21 protein-coding genes and 1 pseudogene are annotated in these 25,561 nt (G+C 64.0%); 10 read left to right on the top strand and 12 right to left on the bottom strand.

Going from position 1 to position 25,561, the window contains the following annotated elements; genetic code table 11:
* Nucleotides 1-3 precede the first annotated feature (3 nt).
* Nucleotides 4-2,013 carry a cytochrome o ubiquinol oxidase subunit I gene (cyoB, locus tag FG95_RS01800; RefSeq protein WP_037553517.1) on the bottom strand — a complete coding sequence of 670 codons (2,010 nt, stop codon included), beginning with the start codon at nt 2,011-2,013 and terminating at the stop codon, nt 4-6.
* Between the two features lie 17 nt (nt 2,014-2,030).
* Nucleotides 2,031-3,215 carry a ubiquinol oxidase subunit II gene (gene cyoA / locus FG95_RS01795; protein ID WP_052181993.1) on the bottom strand — a complete coding sequence of 395 codons (1,185 nt, stop codon included), beginning with the start codon at nt 3,213-3,215 and terminating at the stop codon, nt 2,031-2,033.
* Between the two features lie 169 nt (nt 3,216-3,384).
* On the opposite strand from cyoA, the gene FG95_RS01790 reads away from it, so the two are divergent.
* From FG95_RS01790 to FG95_RS01780, 3 genes are all read left to right on the top strand, one after another.
* A complete protein-coding gene (locus FG95_RS01790; RefSeq protein ID WP_037553515.1) occupies nt 3,385-4,719 on the top strand; it encodes an MFS transporter in 1,335 nt (444 codons plus the stop codon).
* A 64-nt stretch (nt 4,720-4,783) separates the two neighbouring features.
* Nucleotides 4,784-5,695, top strand: a complete 912-nt coding sequence (locus tag FG95_RS01785; protein ID WP_037553514.1) for a LysR family transcriptional regulator — start codon at nt 4,784-4,786, stop codon at nt 5,693-5,695.
* 189 nt (nt 5,696-5,884) lie between these two features.
* Complete coding sequence (locus FG95_RS01780; RefSeq protein WP_037553513.1) at nt 5,885-7,129, top strand: acyl-CoA dehydrogenase family protein; 1,245 nt, start codon at nt 5,885-5,887, stop codon at nt 7,127-7,129.
* A gap of 45 nt (nt 7,130-7,174) precedes the next feature.
* Here the strand turns inward: FG95_RS01780 and FG95_RS01775 are convergent, their stop codons facing one another.
* Both FG95_RS01775 and FG95_RS01770 read right to left on the bottom strand, forming a co-directional pair.
* Complete coding sequence (locus tag FG95_RS01775) at nt 7,175-7,846, bottom strand: hypothetical protein (RefSeq protein ID WP_037553512.1); 672 nt, start codon at nt 7,844-7,846, stop codon at nt 7,175-7,177.
* Nucleotides 7,847-8,152: 306 nt separating this feature from the next.
* Nucleotides 8,153-9,007, bottom strand: a complete 855-nt coding sequence (locus FG95_RS01770) for an SMP-30/gluconolactonase/LRE family protein (protein WP_037553567.1) — start codon at nt 9,005-9,007, stop codon at nt 8,153-8,155.
* 81 nt (nt 9,008-9,088) lie between these two features.
* Here FG95_RS01770 and FG95_RS21005 point away from each other — a divergent pair.
* A pseudogene (locus tag FG95_RS21005) lies at nt 9,089-9,244 on the top strand (sodium-independent anion transporter); the annotation flags it as partial.
* A 94-nt stretch (nt 9,245-9,338) separates the two neighbouring features.
* Here FG95_RS21005 and FG95_RS01765 read toward each other — a convergent pair.
* The 5 genes from FG95_RS01765 to FG95_RS01745 all read right to left on the bottom strand — a co-directional run bounded on the left by FG95_RS01765 (nt 9,339) and on the right by FG95_RS01745 (nt 12,833).
* Nucleotides 9,339-10,721 (bottom strand): alkaline phosphatase PhoX, encoded by a 1,383-nt coding sequence (locus FG95_RS01765; protein ID WP_037553511.1) that lies wholly within the window; start codon nt 10,719-10,721, stop codon nt 9,339-9,341.
* 112 nt (nt 10,722-10,833) lie between these two features.
* Nucleotides 10,834-11,538: an aquaporin gene (locus FG95_RS01760; protein ID WP_200880128.1), complete on the bottom strand. Its 705-nt coding sequence runs from the start codon at nt 11,536-11,538 to the stop codon at nt 10,834-10,836.
* The gene (locus tag FG95_RS01755) at nt 11,531-12,040 is read right to left on the bottom strand and encodes an arsenate reductase ArsC (protein WP_037553510.1); all 510 of its coding nucleotides are present in this window, start codon (nt 12,038-12,040) and stop codon (nt 11,531-11,533) included. Before FG95_RS01755 ends, FG95_RS01760 begins: the two co-directional genes overlap by 8 nt.
* Entirely contained in the window at nt 12,037-12,492 is a 456-nt protein-coding gene (locus FG95_RS01750) for an ArsI/CadI family heavy metal resistance metalloenzyme (protein ID WP_037553509.1), read from the bottom strand. Before FG95_RS01750 ends, FG95_RS01755 begins: the two co-directional genes overlap by 4 nt.
* On the bottom strand, nt 12,489-12,833 hold the full coding sequence (locus tag FG95_RS01745; protein WP_037553508.1) for an ArsR/SmtB family transcription factor: 345 nt from the start codon (nt 12,831-12,833) through the stop codon (nt 12,489-12,491). Before FG95_RS01745 ends, FG95_RS01750 begins: the two co-directional genes overlap by 4 nt.
* 271 nt (nt 12,834-13,104) lie before the next feature.
* Here FG95_RS01745 and FG95_RS01740 point away from each other — a divergent pair, with 271 nt between their 5' ends.
* The 4 genes from FG95_RS01740 (at nt 13,105) to FG95_RS01725 (ending at nt 19,263) form a co-directional block, all read left to right on the top strand.
* Nucleotides 13,105-13,644 carry an RNA polymerase sigma factor gene (locus FG95_RS01740; RefSeq protein ID WP_037553505.1) on the top strand — a complete coding sequence of 180 codons (540 nt, stop codon included), beginning with the start codon at nt 13,105-13,107 and terminating at the stop codon, nt 13,642-13,644.
* Nucleotides 13,613-14,578: a FecR family protein gene (locus FG95_RS01735; protein WP_235211421.1), complete on the top strand. Its 966-nt coding sequence runs from the start codon at nt 13,613-13,615 to the stop codon at nt 14,576-14,578. Before FG95_RS01740 ends, FG95_RS01735 begins: the two co-directional genes overlap by 32 nt.
* Nucleotides 14,579-14,656: 78 nt before the next feature.
* Nucleotides 14,657-17,608 carry a TonB-dependent receptor gene (locus tag FG95_RS01730; protein ID WP_037553504.1) on the top strand — a complete coding sequence of 984 codons (2,952 nt, stop codon included), beginning with the start codon at nt 14,657-14,659 and terminating at the stop codon, nt 17,606-17,608.
* 14 nt (nt 17,609-17,622) lie between these two features.
* Entirely contained in the window at nt 17,623-19,263 is a 1,641-nt protein-coding gene (locus FG95_RS01725) for an FAD-dependent oxidoreductase (RefSeq protein WP_235211420.1), read from the top strand.
* A 45-nt stretch (nt 19,264-19,308) separates the two neighbouring features.
* Here the strand turns inward: FG95_RS01725 and FG95_RS01720 are convergent, their stop codons facing one another.
* Nucleotides 19,309-20,565 carry an aminotransferase class V-fold PLP-dependent enzyme gene (locus FG95_RS01720; protein ID WP_235211419.1) on the bottom strand — a complete coding sequence of 419 codons (1,257 nt, stop codon included), beginning with the start codon at nt 20,563-20,565 and terminating at the stop codon, nt 19,309-19,311.
* A 16-nt stretch (nt 20,566-20,581) separates the two neighbouring features.
* Nucleotides 20,582-22,957 (bottom strand): TonB-dependent receptor plug domain-containing protein, encoded by a 2,376-nt coding sequence (locus tag FG95_RS01715; RefSeq protein WP_037553500.1) that lies wholly within the window; start codon nt 22,955-22,957, stop codon nt 20,582-20,584.
* A 79-nt stretch (nt 22,958-23,036) separates the two neighbouring features.
* Here FG95_RS01715 and FG95_RS20700 point away from each other — a divergent pair, with 79 nt between their 5' ends.
* Both FG95_RS20700 and FG95_RS01705 read left to right on the top strand, forming a co-directional pair.
* On the top strand, nt 23,037-23,258 hold the full coding sequence (locus tag FG95_RS20700) for a hypothetical protein (protein WP_037553498.1): 222 nt from the start codon (nt 23,037-23,039) through the stop codon (nt 23,256-23,258).
* 944 nt (nt 23,259-24,202) lie between these two features.
* Nucleotides 24,203-25,204, top strand: coding sequence for an NAD(P)-dependent oxidoreductase (locus FG95_RS01705; protein ID WP_052181990.1), 1,002 nt, complete (start codon nt 24,203-24,205; stop codon nt 25,202-25,204).
* A 10-nt stretch (nt 25,205-25,214) separates the two neighbouring features.
* Here the strand turns inward: FG95_RS01705 and FG95_RS01700 are convergent, their stop codons facing one another.
* Nucleotides 25,215-25,544: a DMT family transporter gene (locus FG95_RS01700; protein WP_037553557.1), complete on the bottom strand. Its 330-nt coding sequence runs from the start codon at nt 25,542-25,544 to the stop codon at nt 25,215-25,217.
* Nucleotides 25,545-25,561 lie beyond the last annotated feature (17 nt).

Below are 25,561 nucleotides of genomic sequence, written 5' to 3'. Positions count from 1 at the left end.
GGGTCAGGCTCCGGCCGCCAGCTGGCGGGTGCGCGCTTCCTCGACCGCGGTGACCGTCGCCGCCGGAATGTCGAAATCGCGCTTGTAGTTGAAAGTGTGGATGATCGCGGCGGCGATCACCGCGACGAAGCTCGCCGCGACGAGCCACCAGATATGCCAGACGAGCGCGAAACCCATCACCAGGCAGATACCCGACAGGATCATCCCCGCGCCAGTGTTCGACGGCATGTGGATGTCGCGATAGCCGTCCACCGGCCGCTGGTGCCCGCGCTTTTTCATGTCGTACCAGGCGTCGAGGTCGTGGATCACCGGCGTGAAGGCAAAGTTGTAGTCCGGCGGCGGCGAGCTGGTCGCCCATTCGAGCGTGCGGCCGTCCCACGGATCGCCGCTTTCCTCGCGTAGCTCCTTGCGGCGCCAGATGCTCACCGCGAACTGGACCAGCATCGCGCCGATGCCCGCCGCGATGATCGCCGCGCCGACGCCGGCGATCACGAACCAGATCTGCAGGCTCGGGTCGTCGAACACGCGCATCCGGCGGGTCACGCCCATCAGGCCGAGGATATAGAGCGGGGTGAAGGCGACCCAGAAGCCGACCACCCAGCACCAGAAGCTGATCTTGCCCCAGAAAACGTCGAGCTTGAAGCCGAACGCCTTGGGCCACCAGTAGTTGATCGCCGCGAACAGGCCGAACAGGACGCCGCCGATGATCACATTGTGGAAATGCGCGATCAGGAACAGCGAGTTGTGGAGCACGAAGTCGGCGGGCGGCACCGCGAGCAGCACGCCGGTCATGCCGCCGATGACGAAGGTCAGCATGAAGGCGACCGTCCACATCATCGGCAGTTCGAAACGGATCCGGCCGCGGTACATGGTGAACAGCCAGTTGAAGAGCTTCGCCCCCGTCGGGATCGAGATCACCATCGTCGTGATGCCGAAGAAGCTGTTGACGCTCGCCCCCGATCCCATGGTGAAGAAATGGTGCAGCCACACGATGTACGACAGGATCGTGATGCACACCGTCGCATAGACCATCGACGTATAGCCGAAGAGCCTTTTGCCCGAGAAGGTCGAGGTGACTTCGGAGAAGACGCCGAACAACGGCAGCACGAGGATATAGACCTCGGGATGCCCCCAGATCCAGATCAGGTTCACATACATCATCGGCGACCCGCCGAGATCGTTGGTGAAGAAGTTCGTGCCGACATAGCGATCGAGGCTGAGCAGAACGAGCGTCGCGGTCAGGATCGGGAAGGAGGCGACGATCAGGATGTTCGAGCAGAGCGAGGTCCAGGTGAAGACGGGCATCTTCATCAGCCCCATGCCCGGCGCGCGCAGCTTCAGGATCGTGACGATCAGGTTGATGCCCGACAGGGTGGTGCCGACGCCGGCTATCTGTAAGCCCCAGATATAATAGTCGACGCCGACATTGGGGCTGTAAGCGATCCCCGACAAGGGCGGATAGGCCAGCCAGCCGGTCTGTGCATATTCGCCGACGAACAGCGAGATCATCGTCAGCACCGCGCCCGACGTCGTCATCCAGAAACTGAAATTGTTGAGGAAGGGAAAACTGACGTCGCGCGCCCCGATCTGCAGGGGGACGATATAGTTCATGATCCCGGTGATGAACGGCATCGCGACGAAGAAGATCATGATCACGCCGTGCGCGGTGAACACCTGGTCATAATGGTGCGGGGTGAGATAGCCTTCGGACCCGCCGAACGCCATCGCTTGCTGGAGCCGCATCATGATCGCGTCGGCAAAGCCGCGCAGGAACATGATAAGCCCCAGGATCATGTACATGATCCCGATGCGCTTGTGGTCGACTGTGGTGAACCATTCCTTCCACAAATATCCCCAGAGACGATATTTGGTGATCAGGCCGAGCACCGCGATGCCGCCAAGGACGACGCCGATGAAGGTGACGACAAGGATCGGCTCGTGCAGCGGAAGCGCCTCCATCGACAGCTTGCCGAGGATCGGACCGGTTTCGGGTGCGGGATGCGGGATGGTCATGGGAATCTCGGGCTCGTTCAGGACAGCGGGCGTTCGGCGGCGGCGGGTGCGCGAAGCGCCGTGCGTTCGGGCTTGGAAGGATGCGGAAGCCCCTCGCCCTTCAGCTTTTCCGGGGCGACCGGCTTCGCGTCGGGACGGTCGTTCGACATCACCGGCGCGCTGCAATAAGCCGCGACGTAACGCATGCTCCAGCGCGCGACGTCGACGGTGCCGCGCGCGGCGAACTTGTCGTAGGTCACCTGCCGGACGTTGCCGATACCCGCGATCCCCGCGCCGCCGGCAGCGTCGACCGACATCATGTCGTGCATGCACATCTTGCCGGGTTCGACGCACATGTTGACGACCGCGTCGAACAGCTGCGGATCGCTCGCCGCAAACCGGCGGACGGGCTCCTTGTGGGTCGGCTTTTCGAGTTCCAAATAGACGTTGCGGCTGAGGTCGCCTTCCGCCGAGGCTTTCGTCGTCGCGACCCATTTATCGAACTCGCCGGCGGGCAGGCTCTTCACCGCAAAGCGCATGTTCGAAAAGCCCCAGCCCGAATAATTGGCCGAAAAGCCTTCATATTCGCCGGTCTTGTCGAACACGCCGTGCAGCTTGGTTTCCATGCCCGGCATCGCATAAATCTGCCCTGCGAGCGCGGGCACGTAAAAGCTGTTCATCACCGAGGAAGAGGAGATGCGGAAGCGCACCGGCCGGTTCACCGGCAGCGCCAGTTCGTTCACCGTCGCGACGCCCTGTTCGGGATAGATGAACAGCCATTTCCAGTCGAGCGCGACGACCTGCACGTCGAGCGGCTGGACCTCCGCCGCGACAGGCTGGCCCGGACCCGTCCGCGCGAGCGGGCGATAGGGATCGAGCAGGTGCGTCGCGACCCACGTCACCGCGCCGAGGCAGATGATGATCAACAGCGGCGCCGACCAGATGACGAGTTCGAGCTGCGTCGAATGGTCCCAGTCGGGCTTGTAGGTCGCCTCCTTGTTCGACGCGCGATATTTCCACGCGAAGAAGATCGTCAGGCCCATCACCGGCACGATGATCAGCAGCATCAGCACCGTGGACAGGACGATCAAATCGCCCTGCTGGCGCGCGATGTCCCCGGCGGGGTCGAGCACGATCAGCCCGCAGCCCGACAAGAGGGGCAGCGCGGCGAGTAGCGGCAACAGCCGCAATCGGGCGGAAAAACGGGGGAGATTGCTTGGCATGATGCGCGCCTAACCCTCCATTGCTGCACTGCACATAGGACATTTTGTCCAATCCCGCGACCGCTCGTCATCGCGCAGGGGCATTTTCATTCCGGGCGCTTTTGCCCTATGACCGACTCGTGCCGTCGCATCCTGTCCTGCGAACGGCGCCAGCTCAAGGATTGTTACCATGGCTGCCGACACCGTTCCCACCACCGAGGCCGAACGCGACGCCCGCGCCCTCCACGGCGCCGAGGACGGCAGCCACCGCATCGACCCCGCCGAGATCGCGATCGGCGTCATCATCGGGCGGACGTCGGAATTCTTCGACTTCTTCGTCTATGCGATCGCGTCGGTGCTGGTGTTCCCGAAGCTCGTTTTCCCGCATCTCGACCCGCTGACGGGCACGCTCTGGTCCTTCGCGATCTTCGCCCTCGCCTTCGTCGCGCGCCCAGTCGGCACGATCATCTTCACCGCGATCGACCGCGCCTATGGCCGCGGCGCTAAACTTACTATCGCGCTTTTCCTGCTCGGCGGATCGACCGCGGCGATCGCCTTCCTGCCGAGCTACGAGTCGGTCGGCATCGGCGCCGCGCTGTTTCTCGCGCTGTTCCGCATGGGCCAGGGCGTCGCTCTCGGCGGATCGTGGGACGGCCTCGCCTCCCTCCTCGCGATCAACGCGCCCGAAAACCGCCGCGGCTGGTACGCAATGATCCCGCAGCTCGGCGCGCCGCTCGGCCTGATCGTCGCCAGCCTGCTCTTCATGTTCCTGATCGCCGCGCTTCCCGCCGAGGATTTCCTCGCCTGGGGCTGGCGCTATCCCTTCTTCGTCGCCTTCGCGATCAACGTCGTCGCGCTGTTCGCGCGGCTGCGTATCGTCGTCACCCCCGAATATGCCGAGCTGTTCGAGAACCGCGCGCTCGAACCCGCGCCCCTGCTCGAAACGGTGCGGTCGGAATGGAAGACGATCGTCATCGGCACCTTCGCGCCGCTCGCCAGCTTCGCGATGTTCCATATGGTCACCGTCTACCCGCTGTCGTGGGTGTTCCTGTTCACCGACGAAAGCCCGGTGCGCTTCCTGGTTATCGAAGCGATCGCCGCGGTCGTGGGCGTCATTGCGATCGTCGCGTCGGGCATTCTCGCCGACCGCGTCGGCCGCCGCACGATGCTCGCGGTCACCGCCGCCGCCATCGCGGCGTTCAGCGGCTTCGCGCCGCAGCTGCTCGGCGCGGGCGAAATCGGCGAAGCGGCATTCATGATCCTCGGCTTCGCGCTGCTCGGCCTGTCGTTCGGCCAGTCGTCGGGTGCGCTCTCGTCGAACTTCCATCCGCGCCACCGCTATACCGGCTCCGCCTTCACTTCCGACCTCGCCTGGCTGTTCGGCGCAGGCTTCGCGCCGATGGTCGCATTGTGGCTGTCGAGCCAGTTCGGGCTGATCGCGGCGGGCGCCTATCTGCTCTCGGGCGCGCTCGGCACGCTCGTCGCGCTGTGGCTCAACCGCGAACTGGCCAGCACGATTGACTGATCGACGCGATCGAACCGGGATCGGCGGCCGCCGGTCCCGCACCGGCTTCGTCTAGGAGCAGGCCTTGCGGCATCTCGCCCGGTTCGATCTCAACCTGCTGCGCATTTTCGACGCGATCTTCGCCAAGGGCGGCGTGTCGGCCGCGGCGCGGCACCTGAACCTGTCGCAGCCGGCTATCAGCCACGCGCTCGCGCGGCTGCGCACGCAGTTCGACGACCCCCTCTTCGTGCGGCAGGGCAATCGCCTCGCCCCCACCTCCGCCGCGCGCGCCATCGCGGGGCCGGTGCGCGAGGCGCTGCGCGGGCTCGACGCCGCGCTCGATGCGGCGACCGCGTTCGACCCCGCGCATACGACGCGCGAATTTCGTATCGGAGTGCGCCTCTCGGGCGAAATGCCGCGCTTTTCCTCGCTAGTCGCGGGCGTGCGCGCCGAGGCGCCGCATGTCGCGCTCGCCAGCGTGACCTTCCGGCGCCGCGAGCTCGTGACGATGCTCGCGAACGGCGATCTCGACCTTGCGCTCGACGTCGCGCTGCCCGCAGACGACCGGTTATGCCGCCATTATCTGGGCGCCGAGCCGCTCGTCGTCGTCGCGCGCAAAGGGCATCCGCGCGTCGAGGGTGCGATCGACCTCGATACCTATCTGGCGCTCGATCATATCGTCGCGACGGCGCGGCCCTATGGCCCCGGGATCGAGGATATGGCGCTCGACCGCATGGGCCTCGCGCGGCGCGTCGCGGTGCGCTGCCAGCATGCAATCACCGCGTGGCAGATCGTCGCCGCGTCCGACATGCTCTTCGCGCTCCCGAAATCGCACGCCGCCGTGCTCGACGCAATGTGGCCGATGCAGCTCGTCGACCTGCCGCTGCCGGTCGAACCCGGCGGCAGCTATCTCTATTGGCACCAGGCGGCGCAAGCCGATCCCGGGCTCGGCTGGCTGCGCGGCATCATTGTCGAGGAGTTAGGCAAGCCGGCATAAGCTCTCTGTATCGTCATCCCGGCGAAGGCCGGGATCTCGACCTTGCCACCTGACGCACCGGCGAGATCCCGGCCTTCGCCGGGATGACAGAAGGATATTCTCTAGACGAATATCATTTATTCAAACCTATCATTTCTGTCGATGGATGGTTGTCGCTACCGTCTCCGGCGAAACCTGCTGGAGACCCACATGACCGAAATCGAACTTCAGGCCGAACTCAACGACCTGCGCATGTCGAAGGAAGCGCAGCCGCTCTTCGAGGCAGTGAAGCGCCACATCGCCGACAATGTCGATCCGATCACCGAAGAGTTCTTCCGGCTCGGCGAAGGCCGCGCCGATCGCTGGAGCTGGGCGCCGGGACAGCTCGAGCTGCTCGAGGGCGCGAAGAACAAGGCGAAGGCGGCGGGCCTGTGGAATTTCTTCCTCCCGCACGGTGACACCGGCACCCCGCTCTCCAACCTCGACTATGCCTATATCGCTGCCGAGCTCGGCAAGTCGCCGCTCGCATCCGAATCGCTGAACTGTTCGGCGCCCGATACCGGCAATATGGAAGTGCTCGAAATGGTCGGCACGCCCGAACAGAAGGAACGCTGGCTCAAGCCCCTTCTGAACGGCGAAATCCGTTCGGCCTATGTGATGACCGAACCCGGCGTCGCCTCGTCCGACGCGAGCAACCTCGAAACGAGCGCGGTGCTCGAAGGCGACGAATGGGTCATCAATGGCGAGAAATATTTCATCAGCGGCGCCGGCGATCCGCGCTGCAAAATCCTGATCTGCATGCTGAAGACCAACCCCGAAGCCTCACGCAAGGGCCAGCATTCGCAGATTCTGGTGCCGATGGACACACCCGGCGTGCAGGTGCTCGGCCCGATGCGCGTGTTCGGCGCCGACCATGCGCCGCAGGGGCATATGCACATGCGCTTCGACAATGTCCGCGTCCCCCGCGAAAATATCCTGCTCGGCGAGGGGCGCGGGTTCGAGATTTCGCAGATGCGCCTCGGCCCGGGCCGCATCCACCATTGCATGCGCACGATCGGCAAGGCTGAGGTCGCGCTCGACCTGATGGTGAAGCGCGGCAATTCGCGCACCGCCTTCGGACGCCCGCTGTCGCAGCTTGGCAAGAATCTGGAAGTGATCGCCCGCGCCCGCGTCGAGATCGAGGCGATGCGCCTGATCGTGCTCAAGGCGGCAAAGGCGATGGACCTGCTCGGCAATCGTGAGGCGCGCGTGTGGGTCAGCATGGCGAAGGCGATGGTCCCCGAACGCGTCTGTCAGATCATCGACCAGGCGATCCAGATCCACGGCGCGACGGGCATCTCGCACTGGACTCCGCTCGCCGACCTTTACGCCGACGTGCGCCACCTGCGCTTCGCCGACGGCCCCGACGAGGTCCACTATATGGTCGTCGGCCGCGACGAACTCGGACGCCACTGATGCCGCGCGCGGGCGGCCGCCGCCGCCCGCGCCGATCACCGCATGTCAGGGAGCACCCTCCCCCAGCATATAATCGGCAACGCTATAGGAATGGCTGGCCTGATAGGCGTTCCTGCCGCGGTTCATATGGGTCAGATTGAAACGCCGGACAGCGCGCAGCGCGCGCGGGACCGCGAGGAAGTCGCGGATGGAAGAAGCGCCGCGTATCTTGACGATGAAGATGTCCGAGCCAGCCGGAAACGAATAGCTCAGGTCCCCAGGCGTCAGCACGCTCTGTTCGAGAAAAGCCCGGTCGATCGCCTCCGGCACGAGCGACCCGTCGGTCGTGCAATCCGAAAGATGGACAATGAACCGGGCACGAAGACCGTCGCCGTCGGCGTATAGCGTGAACAGCTCCATCCAGCTCGCGTTGATGCGCACCAAGGGCTTGTCCGAGGTGGACGGCAGGCAGGAAACCGACCAATAATATCGCTCGGTCGCGCGCGGCACGGCTATGCAGGTCCGGCCGTATTGCTCCAGAATCCCGAAGAGGTCGGGCGCCTGCGGCCGGCGAAGCAGCTTCTGGAAACGCGGCGCATATTTCATCCGCTGCTCGATCGAATCCTGCCGCTCCCCGGCGTCGGCCACTTCTGCCCTCCCCTCCAGCCACGCACCCTGCTGATCGGAATTCATGAATTGGCGCAGCCCCTTGGGACGCTGGCTGGATTTCCTGTTCATGCCTCGAGAATGCTGGACACGCGCCGATACATCAAGAGCCCCCGTCCGCATCGCGTGCCGATGCTGGCCAGCGAGGACACGCCGGTGCGATCTTGTTTTCGTGGAGGATGGTGGCAGATCTTGTATCGTATATTAAAATATTGATATTTATATAATTTCATCTCGAAATATGAGTCCACCCCCACATTTCTGACGGTCTACCCCTTGTTCGACCACCCCATTTTGGCCATCGAGGGCTCCAGTCCCCCCTCTGTCGCGGCAATCGCCGACTCCGGCAGATTAACCGCGGTCTCGAACGGGGCCATATCAGCCGCCGTAAGTTCCGGTCGGGATTCCTGAAACCCCAGCTTCCACCTCGAACAGAGCCCCGTCATGGATCGATGGCGGCAGGTCTGTCGCGGCGGAGGTCACGAACATGCGGTCCAGTGCTTCGCCCGCGAAGCAGATGCTGGTGACGCGCCGAGCTGGCAAAGCGATCGCGCGATCCAGCCGGCCTTCGGGCGAAAAGCGGCTGATACGCCCCCCGTCCCAATGGGCGACCCACAGATAGCCTTCGCCGTCGGTCGTCATACCATCGGGATAGCCCTCCTCCTCCGCGAAAAGGATGAACGGCTGCTTGTTGCTGATATCGGTTTCGGTGAGTTCGAAGCGATAGATCGTCCGGCGCGCCGTATCGGAATGATAGAGCCAACGACCGCACGGCGAAAAGGCAGGGCCGTTGGGAACCAGATAGCCGCTGTCCATGACCCGCCACCCTCCGTCCGGCGCCAGGCGGTAGAGCGAGCCGCATGCGTCGCGTTCGGCCATGTCCATCGTGCCGCACCAGATCGCGCCGTGACGGTCGGCCTTGCCGTCGTTCATGCGGTTTCCGGGCAAATGCGGCTCGGGGTCGGCGATCGGGCGAACCGCGAACGGATCGAGCGAAATCAGGGCAAAACCGCTCTGGAATCCCCCGATCAGCTCTCCGTTACGGTTCTGCACGACCCAGCCGAGCGGTTCGGGCATATCCCAGCGCTCGATCGCGCCGCCGGCAAGCGAAAGCCGGTTGAGCGCCGGCGCGAGAATATCGACCCAATAGACCGCATTGTCGCGCGCGCTCCACAGCGCACCTTCGCCGAGACGGTCGCGAATGCCGCGGTCGATCGTCCGCCAGTGGGCCATAGTTTCCTCGCCTCCCGTCGGCGTCAGTGATTGTCGCGCGGCAAGCCCATCGTCTGGGCGATGCGCTGATATTTTTCCGCGCCGGGCGTCGGCGCGCTCGACAAGATCATCGCGCGCCTGCGCCGCGAAGGCCGCACGGTCGAGGTCGTCGGTTACAATCGCGCCAGCGCCGACATCGTCGATAAATTTGCCCTCCACGACAAGACCGGGTTCGAGCTCGGAGCGGTGCCGCACTGACACGGGATAGTCGACGGCCGCTGGCCGGTTGCGGACCGTCCTCTTCCAGCCCGACAAGATAAATAGCGGACGTTCGGTAACCTCGTTTGAAGGGTCATGCCCGCACCTTGCCCCAAGGGCCCGTGATCGCGAGCGTCTTTGCTGGGCTGTAAACGTTCGCGAACATCGTCCGGCCGTCTGGGGAGAAGCAGGCGCCGGCAAGTTCCGTCTGCGCATGCAATCGGGCGAAGGCGTAGACCTGCCCGTCGGGGGTGATGCCACGAAGATGATTGTCGACGGTCTCGGTATATTGATCCTCGCAAATGATGAGGTGTCCGGTCGGCGCGATGGTGATGTTGTCCCCGAAATTGAGCATCGCCGAATCCGTGGATTCGACGAATAGCTGAAGCCGGCCCGGGCTTGCGCCCTCGCCTTCCTGCCCCTCGTGCGGCGAGGGACGATAGCGCATGACCTGACTGAGCTTCGCCGCTCCGCCCGACGTGCAGCAGAAATAAAGCTCCCCGTCGCCGAAGTGGATGCCCTCCCCGCGCGCGAACCGGACCGCTCCCTGCGCATGACCGCGATGACGCAGGTCGTCGTTCGCGCTGTCGACGCCGTCGAGATCGATCCACCGCGCCGCGATCCACTCGCCTGCGGCGAGATCCGGCGCCGTCCAGTTTCGACTGTCGGTGCCGCGGTCCCGATTGGCGAAAGCGAGCGCCTGGAGCCGGCCGCCGCGCACCAGCTCGCCTCGCCGCTCCGGAAGGAAACGATAGAAGAGGCTGTCGTCGCGATCCTCGGTCAGATAGACGATACCGGTTCGCGGATCGACGGCGGCGGCCTCATGGTTGAAGCGGCCCATGGCGCGCAGCGGCACCGCTTCGACGAGGCCGGGATGGGCCGCAGGAACCTCGAAGACCCATCCATGATCCTGCGTCAGCCCCTTCCCCGCGCGCGAGACGTCCTCCTCGCAGCTGAGCCAGCTCCCCCACGGCGTGATGCCGCCCGCGCAATTGCGGATCGTGCCGACCAGACTGAGATGCTGCCGCTCGACCCGCCCGCTGCGCTGATCATAGACCAATGTCGTCGTTCCGCCGGGCAACCAGCCGCCATCGGCTCCCCGCCCGTATCCGCCACCCGTCCGCGAGGGCGAAGCGAACGGGCCGACCCCGGCATGTTTCGGCTGCAACTCATGGTTGCGGACGAGCGCGACCCGATTCCTGTCGATATGGAACGCCCCCATACCGTCGGCACGGTCGGGGGCGCGCAGGCCATCGTCCATCCGCTCGCCGAGCTGCGAGATGACCCGGTAGGAAAAGCCGCGCGGCAGATCGAGCAGCCCGCCGGGGTCGGGCTCGAGCGCACCGTAGCCCGGAGCCCCTGCCGAGCGCGGTGCGCTCGACGTCGCGCAGCCGCTCAATGCCAGTCCCGAAAAGGCCAGCGAGGTCAGACCGGACGTGAAAGCGCGTCGATCGACGGAAGCGGAGAATTTCAGCATCTGCGGCCCCTAGCTTGGAAAAAGGACAATCCTGTTACGGCGTCGCAAGAACGGCATAGCCGATCGAGGCTCTCGTGCGAACAAACGAACCCGGGAGAATTGTCGCGGCCCGTCATTTTTCGGCGGGGGCAGGAGAGATGGCGGACGCCGTCGCCGGACCAGCGAACAGAAAGCCCGCGACGGCAAAGGCCGACATCGCCCCGGCAATTTGTGCGGCGACAAAGCCGGGCACGTCGTGCGGCGCGATGCCCGCAAATGTGTCCGACAGGCTCCGCGCCACGGTGATTGCGGGATTGGCGAAGCTCGTCGATGACGTGAACCAATAAGCCGCAGCGATATAGAGCGCGACCGACCCCGCGACTGCCCGGGGCCGGTATCGCGCGGTCCCGAGGATCGTCAGCAAAAGCCCGAATGTCGCAACGAATTCGCCAACCCATTGGCCGACTCCCGTTCGTACCTTCACCGAGAATTGCACGATCGGCAGGTCGAACATCAGATGCGCCGCCCACGCTCCGACGATGCCGAATGCGAGTTGCGCCGCGACATAGGCGCCGGCGTCCCGCCACGTCAGCTCGCGCCGCAACGCGCCAACAAGCGTGACCGCCGGATTGAAATGCGCGCCCGAAATCGGGCCCAGTGCGGTAATCAGGACAAACAGGATCGCACCGGTCGCAATCATATTGGCGAGCAAGGCCAAGCCGTCGTTCCCGCCCGAAAGCACCTCTGCCATGATGCCCGAACCGATGACGCAGGCGAAAAGAAAGAAAGCCCCCAGTCCTTCGGCCGCTATCCGGCGCGCCAACGACGCTTCACCCAAGCGTCGTCTCCGTATCGGCCGTTTTTCCGATCGCGCGCAGCCGCTCGGCGAGGCTGAGCTCGTCTAGGCTCGCGAGCGGCAGCGCGAGCAGCAGGTCGATCCGCCGTTTGAGCGCGAGATAGGCTTGCCAGAAGGCCTCGCGCTGGCCTTCGCCCTCGACGGCTGCCGGATCTTCGATACCCCAATGCGCCGTGACCGGCTTGCCGGGCCAGACCGGACAGATTTCGCCGGCGGCATTGTCGCAGACCGTGAAAATAAGATCGAGCGGCGGCGCGTCGGGGAGGGCAAACTCGTCCCAACCCTTCGAGCGAAGGCCATCGGTCGGATAGCCGAGTTCGCCGAGCAGCGCCAAGGCGGCAGGATGTACCTCGCCCTTCGGAAAGCTGCCTGCCGAAAAGGCCTGAAACCGCCCCTCGCCTTCGCGGTTCAATATTGCTTCGGACAGAATCGAACGCGCCGAATTGCCCGTACAAAGAAAAAGGACATTGAAGGGCCGGGTCATGCCGCACCGACCGACTTGGGAACGCAGCAGGTCGAACCCGCATCATTGCTCGCAAGCTGGTCGAGCGCGGGGCTGTCGCCATAGGTTGTCGCCTCGCCATCGGTGAAGAAGGCTTCCCAAACGATCCCGTCGGGATCGGCAATCCAGCTCTTCTCGGACTTGGCGTAGCAGCAGGTGGTCCGCCCTTCTTCGAGGACCGGCCCGTCGGCAGCTTTCAGGCGCCCGTAAACCTCGCCAAGTTCTTCGGCGCTTTCCGCCTGAATGCCGAGATGTTCGATGCCCTTCCGCGCATGATTGCCCGCGGAGATCGCAAAATTGACGCGCGGGTCGTCGAGCATCCATTTGGCATAATCGTCCTTTACGACGGTCGGCTCGGCACCGAACATAGTCGAATAGAAGCCGATTGAGGCGTCGAGATTCTCGACACCGACATGGACATGCAGACGCTTCATGCACTTTTCCTTTCCGCTGCGAGCGTTTCACAGGCCGAACCCGCACCGCAATCGGCGGCACCGGCACAGCAATTTTCCATGAGATAGGCGACGAGCGCGTTCATCGCCGGATAGTTGGCGCGATAGATGATCGAGCGATGCTGTCGTTCCTGCAGAACGAGTCCGGCCGCGCGCAGCTGCGACAGATGAAAGGACAGCGAGCTGTTCGGTATGCCGAGTTTTTTGGCGATCGCACCGGCAGCAAGCCCGCGCTCGCCCGCCTGCACAAGCAAGCGAAACAGGGCGAGACGGTGTTCCTGCGCGAGAGCCCCCAGGGCATTGATGGCAGCGTCGGCTTGCACGGGCGATTCCTTATTTCGAATAATATCGAAATGTCAGGCCCGCGTGCCGCTGTCAACTTCATTTTGACTCTTATCGAAGCGAAGACCTCCGCGTCGGCGATCGACTATCATTTTTGGCAGTTTAGAACGATTGTTTGAAGCGGCGCAGGAGACCGCTCTCACGAAACGAAAGTAACCCGATTCAGCATCGCGGTTGACGGAAACATCGCGGTCGGGCCTCTTAGAGGGTGAGAGGAGCGAAACGACGGAACGCGAGGCGCTAGCCGATTGGGTGGGACGCGAGATCCTGCCGCACGAACGCGACCTGCGGCTATGGCTGCGGCGGCGGCTTGTCGCTGCAGCCGACGTGGAGGACATCGTGCAGGAATGTTATTGTCGCCTTGCCCAGCTCGATGACGTCGCGCACGTCACGACGCCGCGCGCCTATCTGTTCACCATGGCCCGCAACCTGGCGCAGCGGCAGCGCAAGCACGCACGGGTCGTCCGGATCGAAGCGCTGGCGGAAGCCTTCGATGCCGAACCGGAAAGCGACCAGCTCTCGCCCGAACGGTTCGCCGCCGCACGTCAGGAACTCGAACGCGTACAGGCAGCAATCTCCACCCTGCCCGAGCGCGCCCGGCGGATTTTCCTCATGCGCCGGGTTGAAGGGCTGACCCAGAAGGAAATTGCGGCGGCGATGGGCGTGAGCGAGGCTGTGGTCGAGAATGACGCGAGCCGCAGCCTGCGCGCGATCCTGAAGCTGATCACCGAGCCCGAACCCGAGCGGGAAAGATTGTCGGATGGAGGTGCTGCGCATGCGCGATCACGCTGAAGAGACCGCCGCCGCCTGGGCGCTGCGTCATCCGCTCGATGCGGCCGAACGCGCCGAGCTCGAGGCATGGTTGGCGCAGGATCACCGCCACGCCGGTGCGCTGCTCCGCGCGCAGGCGGGGTTGAGCGTGATCGACCGTGCGGTGACGGGAGGCGCGCCGATCGACTTCGCACACGCCCCTTCCCCGGCGACCCCGACGCGGCGCTGGCTCCTCGCGGGCGCCGTCGGCGCGATGGCGGCGGGGATTGCCGGAATCGTCGCCTGGCCTCACCTGATGGTAGAGCGCGTGACAACCGCCCGCGGCGAGATCCGGCGGCTGCCGCTCGCCGATGGTTCGGTCGCGACAATCGACACCAGCAGCAGTTTGCGCGTCGCCATGGTGGACGACAGCCGCCGCATCGCGCTCCAGGAAGGACAGGCCTGGTTTCAGGTCGCCAAGGATCGCAAGCGCCCCTTCGTCGTCGATGCCGGCATCGCCCAGGTGCGCGCGGTCGGCACCGCCTTCTCGGTGAGCCGCACAAACAGCGGCGTGCGCGTCGCCGTCACCGAAGGGAGTGTCGCCGCCTGGCCGACCGATAGCGGCGGGACGATGACGATTCTGGAGGCGGGGCAATACGCCATCTTCCGGCCCGGCGCGGCCGCGCCCGAAGTCGCGACCGAGCCCGCCGCAATCGAGCGATCGCTGGCGTGGCGCAGCGGCGAGATCTCGCTGGAGAACGAGACGCTGGGCAGCGCGGTCGAACAGTTCAACCGGTACAATCGCCGGCAGTTGGTGATCGCGGACCCGGATCTGGCGGGCCAGCGGCTGGTGGGGCTTTTCCAGATCGACCGCCCCGCCGATTTCGCTGCGACGTTGGCCGCCTCGCTCGACGTCGCCGTCACCACCACCCCCACAGAGATCCGGCTGGCGCGAAAAAAGAACCCGTTACCCTGACGGAAATCCGACGACGCGGACTCTTGTTATCAAGAGCGTACCGGAAATAGGGCGCCCGATAAAAACGGGGAGGATCGGATGACGCACGCGCGTATTCATTTGCTGGTGACCGCTGCCGCGATCATATGCGGCGTGGCTTCGCCCGCCGAAGCCGCCGCGCAGGTCCGGCGCTTTGACGTTCCCGCGCAGCCCGCGCGCACCGGTATCCCGATGTTCGCGCATCAGGCCGGTATTCAGGTCCTGGCTCCCGGGGCCCTTACCGAAGGCTTGCAGGTCAATCGCGTCAAGGGATCGATGGAGGTTGCCGCGGCGCTGCGAATGCTCCTGTCCGGCACAAATCTCGTCCCGGTCAAGGTCGGCAACGCCTTCGTGCTGAAGCGCCGCGCGGTGGTCGCGCAGCGCCACCTCGCCGCCGCCCCGCAGGATCAGGCAGGCGGAGCGCAGGCCCCCGCGCAACAATTCCCCGGTCCGGCAGTGGACACGCCAGCCAGCGAGGATATCGTCGTCACCGGTATCCGCGCGTCGCTTCAGGAATCGATCGACGTCAAGCGCGAAGCGCAGTCGATCGTCGACGTCATCACCGCACAGGACATCGGCAAGATGCCCGACCAGAATGTGGCGGAAGCGATGAGTCGCGTGACGGGCGTCCAGATCAGCCGGCGCGAGGGTGATGGATCGAACTTCACCGTGCGCGGGATTTCGCAGAACCGGCTCGAGATCAACGGACGCAACTATATCGGGCCCGGCAACGGCGGCAACGCGGCGCTGGAATCGGTGAGCCCCGAGATCATCTCCTCCATCCTCGTCATCAAATCGCCCACCGCCGACATGCCGGAGGGTGCGCTCGGCGCGACGGTGAACCTCAAGACCAAGCGCCCACTCGACCTCAAGGACTTCGTCGCCGCCGGACGCCTCCAGGGCGCCCATGCCGATCAGGCCGACCATGTCGGCTATCGCGGTTCGGCGATGGTCTCGAAGAGTTTCGGCGAGCGTTTCGGCCTGCTCGCCAGCATCGCCTATTCGGACACGAAGACGCAGGGCCATTCGTTCGATGCCGGCGGCTGGACGCAGACCGGCGCGGTCGACGGCGATGGTGACGGCGTGGATGATCCGGGCCTGTACCGCCCGAACCGCTTCATGGCGCGCATCTTCAACCGCGCCGAACAGCGGCTGACGGTGAACGGCACCGCGCAGTGGCGCCCCACCGACACGCTCGAAATCATCCTCGACGCGACCTTCAACCACCTCAAGCGCCAGCGCAACAGTGTCAATTACCAAGTGTTGTTCAACAATAATGACACCGATGCGATCGTGAACGAGAGCGATACGGTCGTCGCCGGCACCTTCACCGGCGTGACCATCCGGCCGCTGATCTATGACGAGCCCACCGACCTCAAATCGACCCTGCTGGGCGGATCGGTGAAATGGGAAAGCGACCGCGCCCGCGTGAGCTTCGACATGTCCTATGCGCATGGCAAAGGCAGCGACGGCGGGCCGGGCGCCTCATTCACTTATGTGGTCGTGCCGCGCGCGGGAAACACGGCGAACGCGAGTTATGATTTCAGGGGCGGCAATCCGGTGCCGGACCTATCGATCGATGCCAATTTCAACCCGAACGACCCTTCGCAATATCAGCTGCTGTCGATCTTCGACTATGACGCGGTGACCGAAAACAGCGGCTATGACGGGCGGCTGGACTGGGAGTATCAGACCGAGTGGGGCATCCTGTCCTCGGTAGAGACCGGGGTACGCTACGAGCGTGTCGAGCTGCTCGCCGCCGATCCGCAGAATCTGCCCGTCGCCGCCAGCCTGCTCGCGGCCGGCGATGCGAACGGCGACGGCATCCTGACCGTCGACGAGCTACCCGGGCTCAGCTACGGCAAGGACTATGGTGCCTTTTTCCCGGGCGCCGACGGCAGCTTTCCCCGCGATCTTTTGGGCGGCACGCTCGACAAATGGACCGCGCGCGACGCGCTGGGCCTTGCGAGACCCGATCCCTACGACACGACGATCACCGTCGGCCCGACCTCGATCAAGGACGTCAGGCAGGATACGCTGGGCGCCTATGTGAAGGGCAATTTCGAAGGCGATATCGGGGGCCTGCATTATTCGGGCAACGCCGGCATGCGCTATGTCAGCACGGCGCGCGCGACAAAGGGATTTCTGTCGCCGACCGCCACGACGATGATCAAGGCCGATTTCGGCTATTGGCTGCCCAGCGCCAACCTGTCGATCGACTTCAACGACGATCTGACGCTGCGCTTGGCCGGGGCGGAGGTCGTTGCCAGGCCGGGTCTCAATCAGGTCAGCGCGAGCTTCGTACCCAACACCGTCAGCATGACCGGCTCGCGCGGCAATCCCAATCTCCGGCCATTCGAGGCGACGCAATTTGACGCCACCCTCGAATGGTATTTCGCCCCTTCGAGTTCGCTCACCGGTGCCGTCTTCTACAAGAAGGTCGATTCCTTCACGGTGAACACCGTGACCCGCGAGTTCATTCCCGGTTTTTCGGAGCGGTTCGGGCTGTTCGACATATCGCAGCCGCAAAATGGCGAAGATGGCGACATCAAGGGCTTCGAGCTCGCCTATCAGCATGCCTTCCGCTTCCTGCCGGCTCCGTTCGACAATCTCGGGATCCAGGCGAACTACACCTATGTCGACAGCTCGACGCCGCTGGTCGATGCCATCACCGGCGAGCGGCTCCCGCTCCCCGGCTTGTCGCGCGACAGTTACACGCTGATCGGCTATTATGAGGACGACACCTTCTCGGTGCGCGCGGCCTATACCTATCGCAGCAAATATCTGAACTCGGTCGGCGGCGCAGCCAGCGGCGGCAACACCTATATCGCTGGGAGGGGACAGCTCGACGCGTCGGCGCAAATCAACCTGACGCCCAATCTTCGCCTGACCCTCGAGGGCATCAACCTGACCAAGGCGATCGACCGTCAGTATCTGGGCGAACCCGATCGCCTGACGTTCAGCGCACAGGAGGATCGCAGGATCTTCTTCGGCGTGGCCGCCAGCTTCTGATGATGAGGATCACCATGCGCCGCAAACGCGTCCGCGCCCTCGCCATCGCTTCTGCCTGGCTTATGCCGATGGCGGCTTTTGCTTCGACCGCCTCCGCTCGGCAGCACGCCGACATCGTCATTTATGGCTGCACCTCGGGGGGCGTTGTCGCGGCAATCGAGGCGCGGCGGCTCGACCGGTCGGTGCTACTGCTATGCCGCGAAGACTATCTCGGCGGCATGTCGACCAACGGCCTCGGCTGGTCCGACACCGGCAACCATCGCGCGATCGGCGGCCTGTCGCTCGAATTCTACCGCAAGGTGAAGCGATATTATGACGACCCGTCGGTCTGGGTCCACGCCCCGCGCCCCGCCCGGGCCGAGAACTTCGTCGATGGCGATGCCATGTGGCAGTTCGAACCCAAGGTCGCCGAACGGATCTTCGAGGACTGGGCAAAGCAGGCAGGCGTCACCATCGTGCGCAGTCAGCCACTCGACCGCTCGAAGCGCGGCGTCGAGATGGACGGCAATCGTATCGTCGCCTTCCGCTCGAAGTCGGGCCGGCGTTTCGAGGGACATATCTTCATCGACGCGACTTATGAGGGCGACCTGATGGCCGGCGCCGGCGTCAGCTTCGCGATCGGGCGCGAAGCGAACGCGACCTATGGCGAGACGCTCAACGGCGTCCAGCTCGCGAACACCACCAATCACCAGTTCACGCTCGACATCGATCCGTATCGCGTGCCCGGCGACCCCTCGAGCGGGCTCGTGCCCCGGATCAGCGCCGAACGCCCGGCGCCGGACGGCACGGCCGATCGCAAGATCCAGGCCTATACCTATCGTATGTGCCTGACCGACGTGCCTGCGAACCGCGTGCCCTTCCCCAAGCCCGCAGGCTATGACGCAAGCCAGTATACGCTGCTCAAACGCTACATGGACGCCGGCTATCGCGACTATTTTCGCAAGTTCGACCGTATCCCCAACGGCAAGACCGACACGAATAATTTCGGCGCCTTCTCATTCGACAATATCGGTATGAACTATGATTATCCCGAAGGCAGCGATGCCGATCGCGCCGCGATCGCGCGCGAGCACACGACCTATCAGCAAGGGTTGCTGTGGTTCATGGCGAACGATCCCGACGTGCCCGCAGAAACCCGCGCGGAAATGTCAAAATGGGGGCTCTGCAAGGATGAGTTCACCGGCACCGGCCATTGGCCACGCGAAATGTATGTGCGCGAAGCGCGCCGCATGGTTTCGGACTTCGTGATGGCCGAACCGCATTTGCGCGGCACCAAGGCGACGCCGCGGCCGGTTGGAATGGGCTCGTACAACATGGATTCGCATAATGTGCAGCGGATCGTCGACGCACGCGGCTTCGCGCGGAACGAGGGCAATATCGAGATCAGCCCCGGTCGCGCCTATCCGATCAGCTACGACGCCATCGTGCCGAAGAAGCGCGAGGCCGTGAACCTGCTGGTGCCGGTCGCGCTGTCGGCGTCGCACATCGCCTATGGCTCGATCCGGATGGAGCCGGTATTCATGATACTCGGCCAGTCGGCAGCAGCAGCCGCTTCGCTCGCGATCGACGACCAGGTCGCCGTCCAGGATGTCGACTATGACAAGCTTCGCGCAAGATTGACGGCGGAAGGGCAAATTCTCGAGCTTGCGCACTGACAGGAATCGCGCACGCCAAATTCGCCGCACCCGGCAACGCAAAGATCAAGTGAAGGTCGATATCGCCTTTATGAGCATGTCCATATCGCTCGGCGTGTTGAACAACGCTGGTGTGATCCGGACGCACGCACCGCGAGCCGGTCCGGCGCGATGAACCGAGAATATCCGGTGATCTTCAAGCAGGCGCTTGGCAATGGCCATATTGTCCGCCTCGCTTGTGTGGCCCGCGAGGCGAAAGGATGTGATCCCGCCGTGCAGGCGTGAATCGACCGGCGTCAATATCTCGATCCCCGGCGCGCCGCGCAGCGGTTCGGCCCAGCGATCGCGCAAATAGCGCAGGCGCGCCGCGCGCGCCGCATCGCCGATGCGATCCTGGAAATCGAGCGCCGCGGGCACGCTAAGCTGCGCCGCGAAATCGACCGTGCCCGTGTGCACGCGCGCTTGGCTCGTCGCCGCAAATGGCGGTTCGTTAGCAATATCGGGGTCGATCAGTTCGACTTTCGCCTTGCGGATATAAAGCGCACCGACGCCGAGCGGAGCGCCCATCCACTTGTGTAGATTCAGCCCGACGAAATCGGCATCCAAATCGGGAAGCGTGAAATCGAGCTGTCCCCAGCTGTGTGCGGCATCGACGATCGCATCGACGCCGCGGGCGCGGGCCATCGCCACGATTTCGCGGACCGGAACGACCAGTCCCGTCCGGTGACTGAGGTGGGTGAGCAGGATCAGGCGGACGCGGGGATTGGCCTTGAGCGCCGCTTCGTAGCTGTCGATCAGCCCCTGATGCGTTGCGGGTTCGGGGAGCGCGATGCGCACCACATCGACGCCGCGGCTCTTCTTGAGCGAGTCGCAGCACGCCTGCATGCTGTCGTAATCGAGGTCGGCATAGAGCACGGCGTCGCCAGAGCGCAGCCGGTTATAGCCGCCGATCAGCGCCTTGAGCGCCTCGGTCGCGTTACGGGTGAAGGCGATTTCCTCGGGCGCCACACCCAGCTTTGCCGCGACGCGCGCGCGTACGGCGATGAGGTCGGGGACGAGCCCGCGGCGCGCATAATAGCTCGTCGCGCGGTTCACCCGCCGGACGGCGGCTTCATATTGCTCGAGCACGGGCCGCGCCATCATGCCCCAATTGCCATTCTCGAGCTGGATGATGCCATCGATCACATCGTACTGCGCCGCGACCTTTGCCCAATAGCCCTCGTCTTCGGGCTGGGCGCCTGCCGGCAGCGGCGCGGCTTCGAGCAGCCCCGCCACCGGAGCAGCCGCGGCGGCCATCAGCATCTGCCTCCGATTCAGCTCCACGCCCGTTCCTTTTGCGTCAGAAGGTGATCCCGAGGCGAACATAATATTGGCCGCCGTCGGTGTCATAGGGGGCATTGCGCGAATAGATGAGCCCGCGCACCGCCTGGTTGGTCGCCTCGTCGGGATAGGTGTCGAAGATATTCTCGGCCCCGGCGCGGATCGACAGATGATCGTTCAGTTGCACGCTCGCCGACAGATCGAACATCACCATCGATCCGAAGCGCTGGAAGACCTCGCCCGTGGCGTTGCCGCTGACGTCGGTCCACGCGCCATAATAGCGCGCGCGGCCCTGCAATCCGAAACGGCCGATCGTATAGCCGAGCGAGGCGGTGCCATTATGCTTGGGCAAGCGGTCTTCGAACAGCACCCGTTGCGTTTCATTCCCGATCGACGCGCTTGTGCCGCTCGTCACCCGGGTCTGGTTGTAATTATAGGCAAGGCTGAGATCGACCTTGCCCGGACCCAGGTCGCGCGCATAGGCGAGCACGACGTCAACCCCACGCGTGCGCGTGTCGAAGTCATTGGTGAAATAGGTGACCGCCGTGAAACGCTGCGGATTCGGCAAATCGGCCGGCACCGCAAAGGTCCTCGACTGGCCGAAACGGTCGCGCAGCTTGATCTGATAGACGTCGACGCTGCCCGTCAGCCCGAAATCCGACTGGAAGGTCAAGCCCGCCGTCAGCGTCCGCGATTTCTCGGGCGTCAGCGGCTTTGCACCCAGTGCGACCGCGATCGGATCGGAGGGCGACAGGCGACCGGTATTGAAAATCTGCAGCGTCGTCGTGTCGAGGCCCTGGCTCGTACTCACAGCATTGAGCTGCGCGGGAGTGGGCGCGCGGAAACCCGTCGACCAGGTCGCACGCAGCGCCACCCCGGTCACGGGTTCGAGGCGCGCCGACAGCTTGTAGTTGAACGTGTCGCCAAAGGCCGAGAAATCCTCGTAACGCCCCGCCGCGCCGAGCGTCAGCATCTCGACCGGTCGGACTTCGACATCGACATAGCCGGCATAGCTGGTCTGCGACCATTCGCCCGCGCTGAGCGGGCTGAAGCCAGGAAAGCCGTTGCTGTTCGGCGCCAGCCCCGTCGCCGCGCCGGGCCCGATCGCATAGGATGCGGGATCGCCGGGCTGGATCGCATAGGTCTCCTTGCGCCGTTCGGCGCCGAAAGCGATATTCGCAGGCTCGACCATGCCAAGCGGCAGGCGATAGACGAAATCGGCGTTCAGGTTGAACTCGCGCTGTATCAACCGCCCGAGATAGAAGCTGGTTGGACTGTCCGGACCGAGCGAGGCGTTGAGCGATTCGCTCATATTATAATTTATGCGGCTGCGCCCTAGCGCCGCGCTGAGGTCATAGGTGAACGCATCGCCAACCTCGCCGCGCACACCGCCGGCGGTCTGGAAATCGTCGTACTTCGTCCCGAAGCGCGGGGTGAAGCCCGTGGGATAGAGGGCCCGGAAGCTGAAGCCGGGGAATGCCGTACTCGGGTTGTAGACGTTTCCGGTACCGACGGGGTTGCGCCAGTTGAAATCGGTCACCCCCTCCCCGCTGCCGACCGTGCCAAAGGCATAGACGGTCGCGCCGTCGGCAATCTCATAATCGGCGTTCACCGCGCCGCGCACCGAGCGCAGGTCGGGCTGGCCCCAACGCTGCACCGGGTTCGGCACGTCGAGGTCCGGGTTCGCGGCCTGAAAGGCTTCGGCGTCGGGGCGCTGCCGCGTGCGCGAGGTCGCGTCGGACTTTGAAAATTCGCCCGTGAAGACCAAAGAGCCGCGATCGCCGAGCGCGACGCCGCCCTGCCCGCCGGTCTGGTAGCTTTCACCGTCGCCTTCATAATAGCTCGAATATTGGCCGAAGGCGGTCATGCCGGGCTGGTCGTCGAGAATGATGTTGATCACGCCCGCGATGGCGTCGGACCCATATTGCGCCGATGCGCCGTCGCGCAGCACTTCGATCCGCTTGATTGCAAGGTTCGGGATGGTCGCGAGGTCGGCGGCCTGCGCGCCGCGCGTGCCGAGCAAGGCCGAACGGTGATAGCGCTTGCCGTTGACGAGAACGAGCGTCTGGTCGGGCGACAGGCCGCGCAGCGTCGCGGGGCGGACAAACGCCTGACCGTCGGCCGCCGGTAGGCGCTGCACGTTGAACGAGGGCAGGAGCTGCGCCAGCGTGTCCGACAGATCGTTCGACACGCTGTTGTCGATCGCCTTGCCTGACAGGACGTCGATCGGTGCCAGCGTGTCGAACTGGGTCCGCCGCGCGTCGCGCGTGCCCGTGACGATGATCATTTCGCCCTCGACGCCTTCGGAGTCGGCCGGAATCATCCCTTGGGCCGCGGCCATCGCGGGCGCAGCGAATTGCAGCGCGACAAGCGCGCAGGCGGTAAGGCGTTTCATGGATGCTCCTTGGATCTCGACGGGGGGAGAGTTATGTTCTGGTTGTGGTCGCGCCCTAGGAATTCATTGTGACAAACAGGTGTCGATCGATGCGTTGGTTTGGATGATGGGCGCCTGCGAACCGCTCATCCTGGCGATAGTCGGCAAAGCTTATCCGGAAAGACCGCCCGCGCATGATCGGGCTCACCGCCATCTCGGCTTCCAGCTGCATCGCGCGTATGGCGTTTCGCGTCTTCCCGTTCGCGGCCTCGTCAATCAGTTGCCGATCGGCCGCGAACGCCGATTCGATATGCGCGCATAGAGAGCCCTTTTCCGTCCCGCCGCCTTCTCTCTATGATATTGGCGCGCCGCTTCGCGGAATGTCACTTTCGCAGCAGCTTCACTCTTCCTCTCGGCCAGCACATCGCCGGTCGATCTTGACCGCCTTGCGGAGTTCGTTGGCGTTCTGGTGAGCCTCGACGAGCGGGAGTGCTTTGGCGCCGTCCAGGCCGATATCCTGCGCTTAGCGCCGCGTTGCAGGCGCTCATATTCTCCCCACAGTTTTCACTGCGCTGCAGTGATACGGCATGGGATGCAGAGGAACGACCGAGGGATAACACCCTAGGTTTTCTGCGGCTTCCAGCGATTTTAGGAGATGCCCTCGGACCAGAGGGTGGTGGCAGGGCTTGATTCGAACTGATCGATTAACTATTGATTTTTATATATTTAATTCTCGGTCGAGAGTGCCTTTCCCCCACATTTTTCCCCACATTTTTGCAGCCATAACTGTCGTTCGATATTCAAAAAGCCCTATTCGACATCCATCTAAGCGGTATTCGGGGGCTTTCAAAGATGCGTCTCGTCCGAGTCGATCAATGACAAGCTTACGGACCCGAACCGCCCCACTCCCGACAAAGAGATAGACCCGGAACCTCGTTCGCTCGTCAGGTGGGCCGCACTGTCCGGCGTTCATTGATGCTTTCCGCATGCTTCGTCGACCGGCCGAGCAGCGACGCCATCTCCCGGAGTTCTAGCAAGGCACTCTCCGGCGGAATTCACTCCGTGCGCTTGGCGGCGGGGAACTACGGTGAAGGAAGATAAGGGAGACCAGAACCGCACACGATCCCGCAGCGAGCAGACCCAGTAGCCGAAGATTGATTTCTGAGGGCGATTTCAGGACCCGTCGAACTTCCATGCGAGCCAGACCATGTCCCAACGTGCCATAATCGCTCTCTCCCCTTGCCAATCGGCATAGGCGTCGCCCTGATGCAAGTCGGTTTGAACCTGCTAGCGAACGAGATGTCGATGAATACCACGAAGTTACTCGTTGCGGGCGCGCCCAACGGACGGGCGTTTCTCGAGAAGCTTGTTTCCACGATAAAATCAGACAAAATTCATGTCGACCTGCAGATCGGGCTGGACACGCCGGCCGAGGCGCCAGGCTGGAGCGAAACGCAAATCCTCGTTTCGTTCGGGGTTCCCTGTGGCGGAGCCGAAATGGATGCAGCGCCCGGACTCAGGGCAATTATCACGCCGTCGCTCGGCTATGAAGGCATCGACGTCGACGCGGCGCATCATCGCGGGATCGCCTTCGCCAATGGTCGCGTCGCCGAGAATTTCGAGTCCGTCGCTGAAGCAGCCATGCTCTTCATGTTGACGTCGCTTTACGCGGTTCGCGATGCCGAAGAGCGGCTGCGCCGCGGCGAAACCCGAACCGGGCCACCGCGCGCACGCATGCTGAAGGGCAAAACCGTCGGGATCATCGGCCATGGCAATATCGCCAGAGCCTTGATCGAACGGCTGAGCGGCTGGAACACCCGCATCTTGCTCAACAATCGCTCGAAGGTTGCCCCTTCTTCGGCCTTCGAACAGTGCGATCTCGACACGCTGCTCGCCGAAAGCGATGTTGTCCTGCCGCTGCTGCCGCTGACGCCGGACACCGACAATCTTCTGTCACGCTCAAGATTGCTGGCGATGAAACCGGGCGCGATTCTCATCAATCTTTCCCGCGGCGCGATCGTCGATGAAACGGCTCTGGCCGACCCCGAGGTGGTCGCTCATCTCGGACCGATCGCTCTGGACGTTTTCGTCACCGAGCCCTTGCCCGCCGCAAGCCCCCTCCGCGATCTTCCCGGCGCAATTCTGACCAATCACGAGATATCGCACACACAGGAGAACCTCGGCGCGCTATTCGCGATGGCGGTTGCCAATATTCAGGCGGCGATCGCAGGCACACCCATGCCAACAGCCCTCGTGCCAGGGAGATGAGGGGCGGGGGTCAGCCGCCCGCCGACGCCCGCATATTGAGCATCAGCGTGCCGACGAGGATAAGCCCGATAGCCGTCAGCGCCCAAGCATCGAGCTTCTGCCCGTAGACGATCCAGGCGATAGCCGTCACCAGAACGATGCCGGCGCCGCACCATATGGCATAGGCGACGCCGACCGGAATACTGCGCAGCGCCATCGAGAGGCAATAGAAGGCGAGGACATAACCCAGGATGACGACCGCCGACGGTAGCGGACGCGTGAATCCGTCAGCCTTCTTGAGGAACGACGTCGCGAGAACCTCGCACAATATCGCAAGTGCCAACCAGCCCGAACCGCCTATCGCGGTCACCACAGCGC

This window comes from Sphingopyxis sp. LC363, from assembly GCF_000756385.1.
In the GTDB taxonomy this organism is placed as follows: Bacteria; Pseudomonadota; Alphaproteobacteria; order Sphingomonadales; family Sphingomonadaceae; genus Sphingopyxis.
This window is presented reverse-complemented; position numbering and strand designations above follow the sequence as displayed.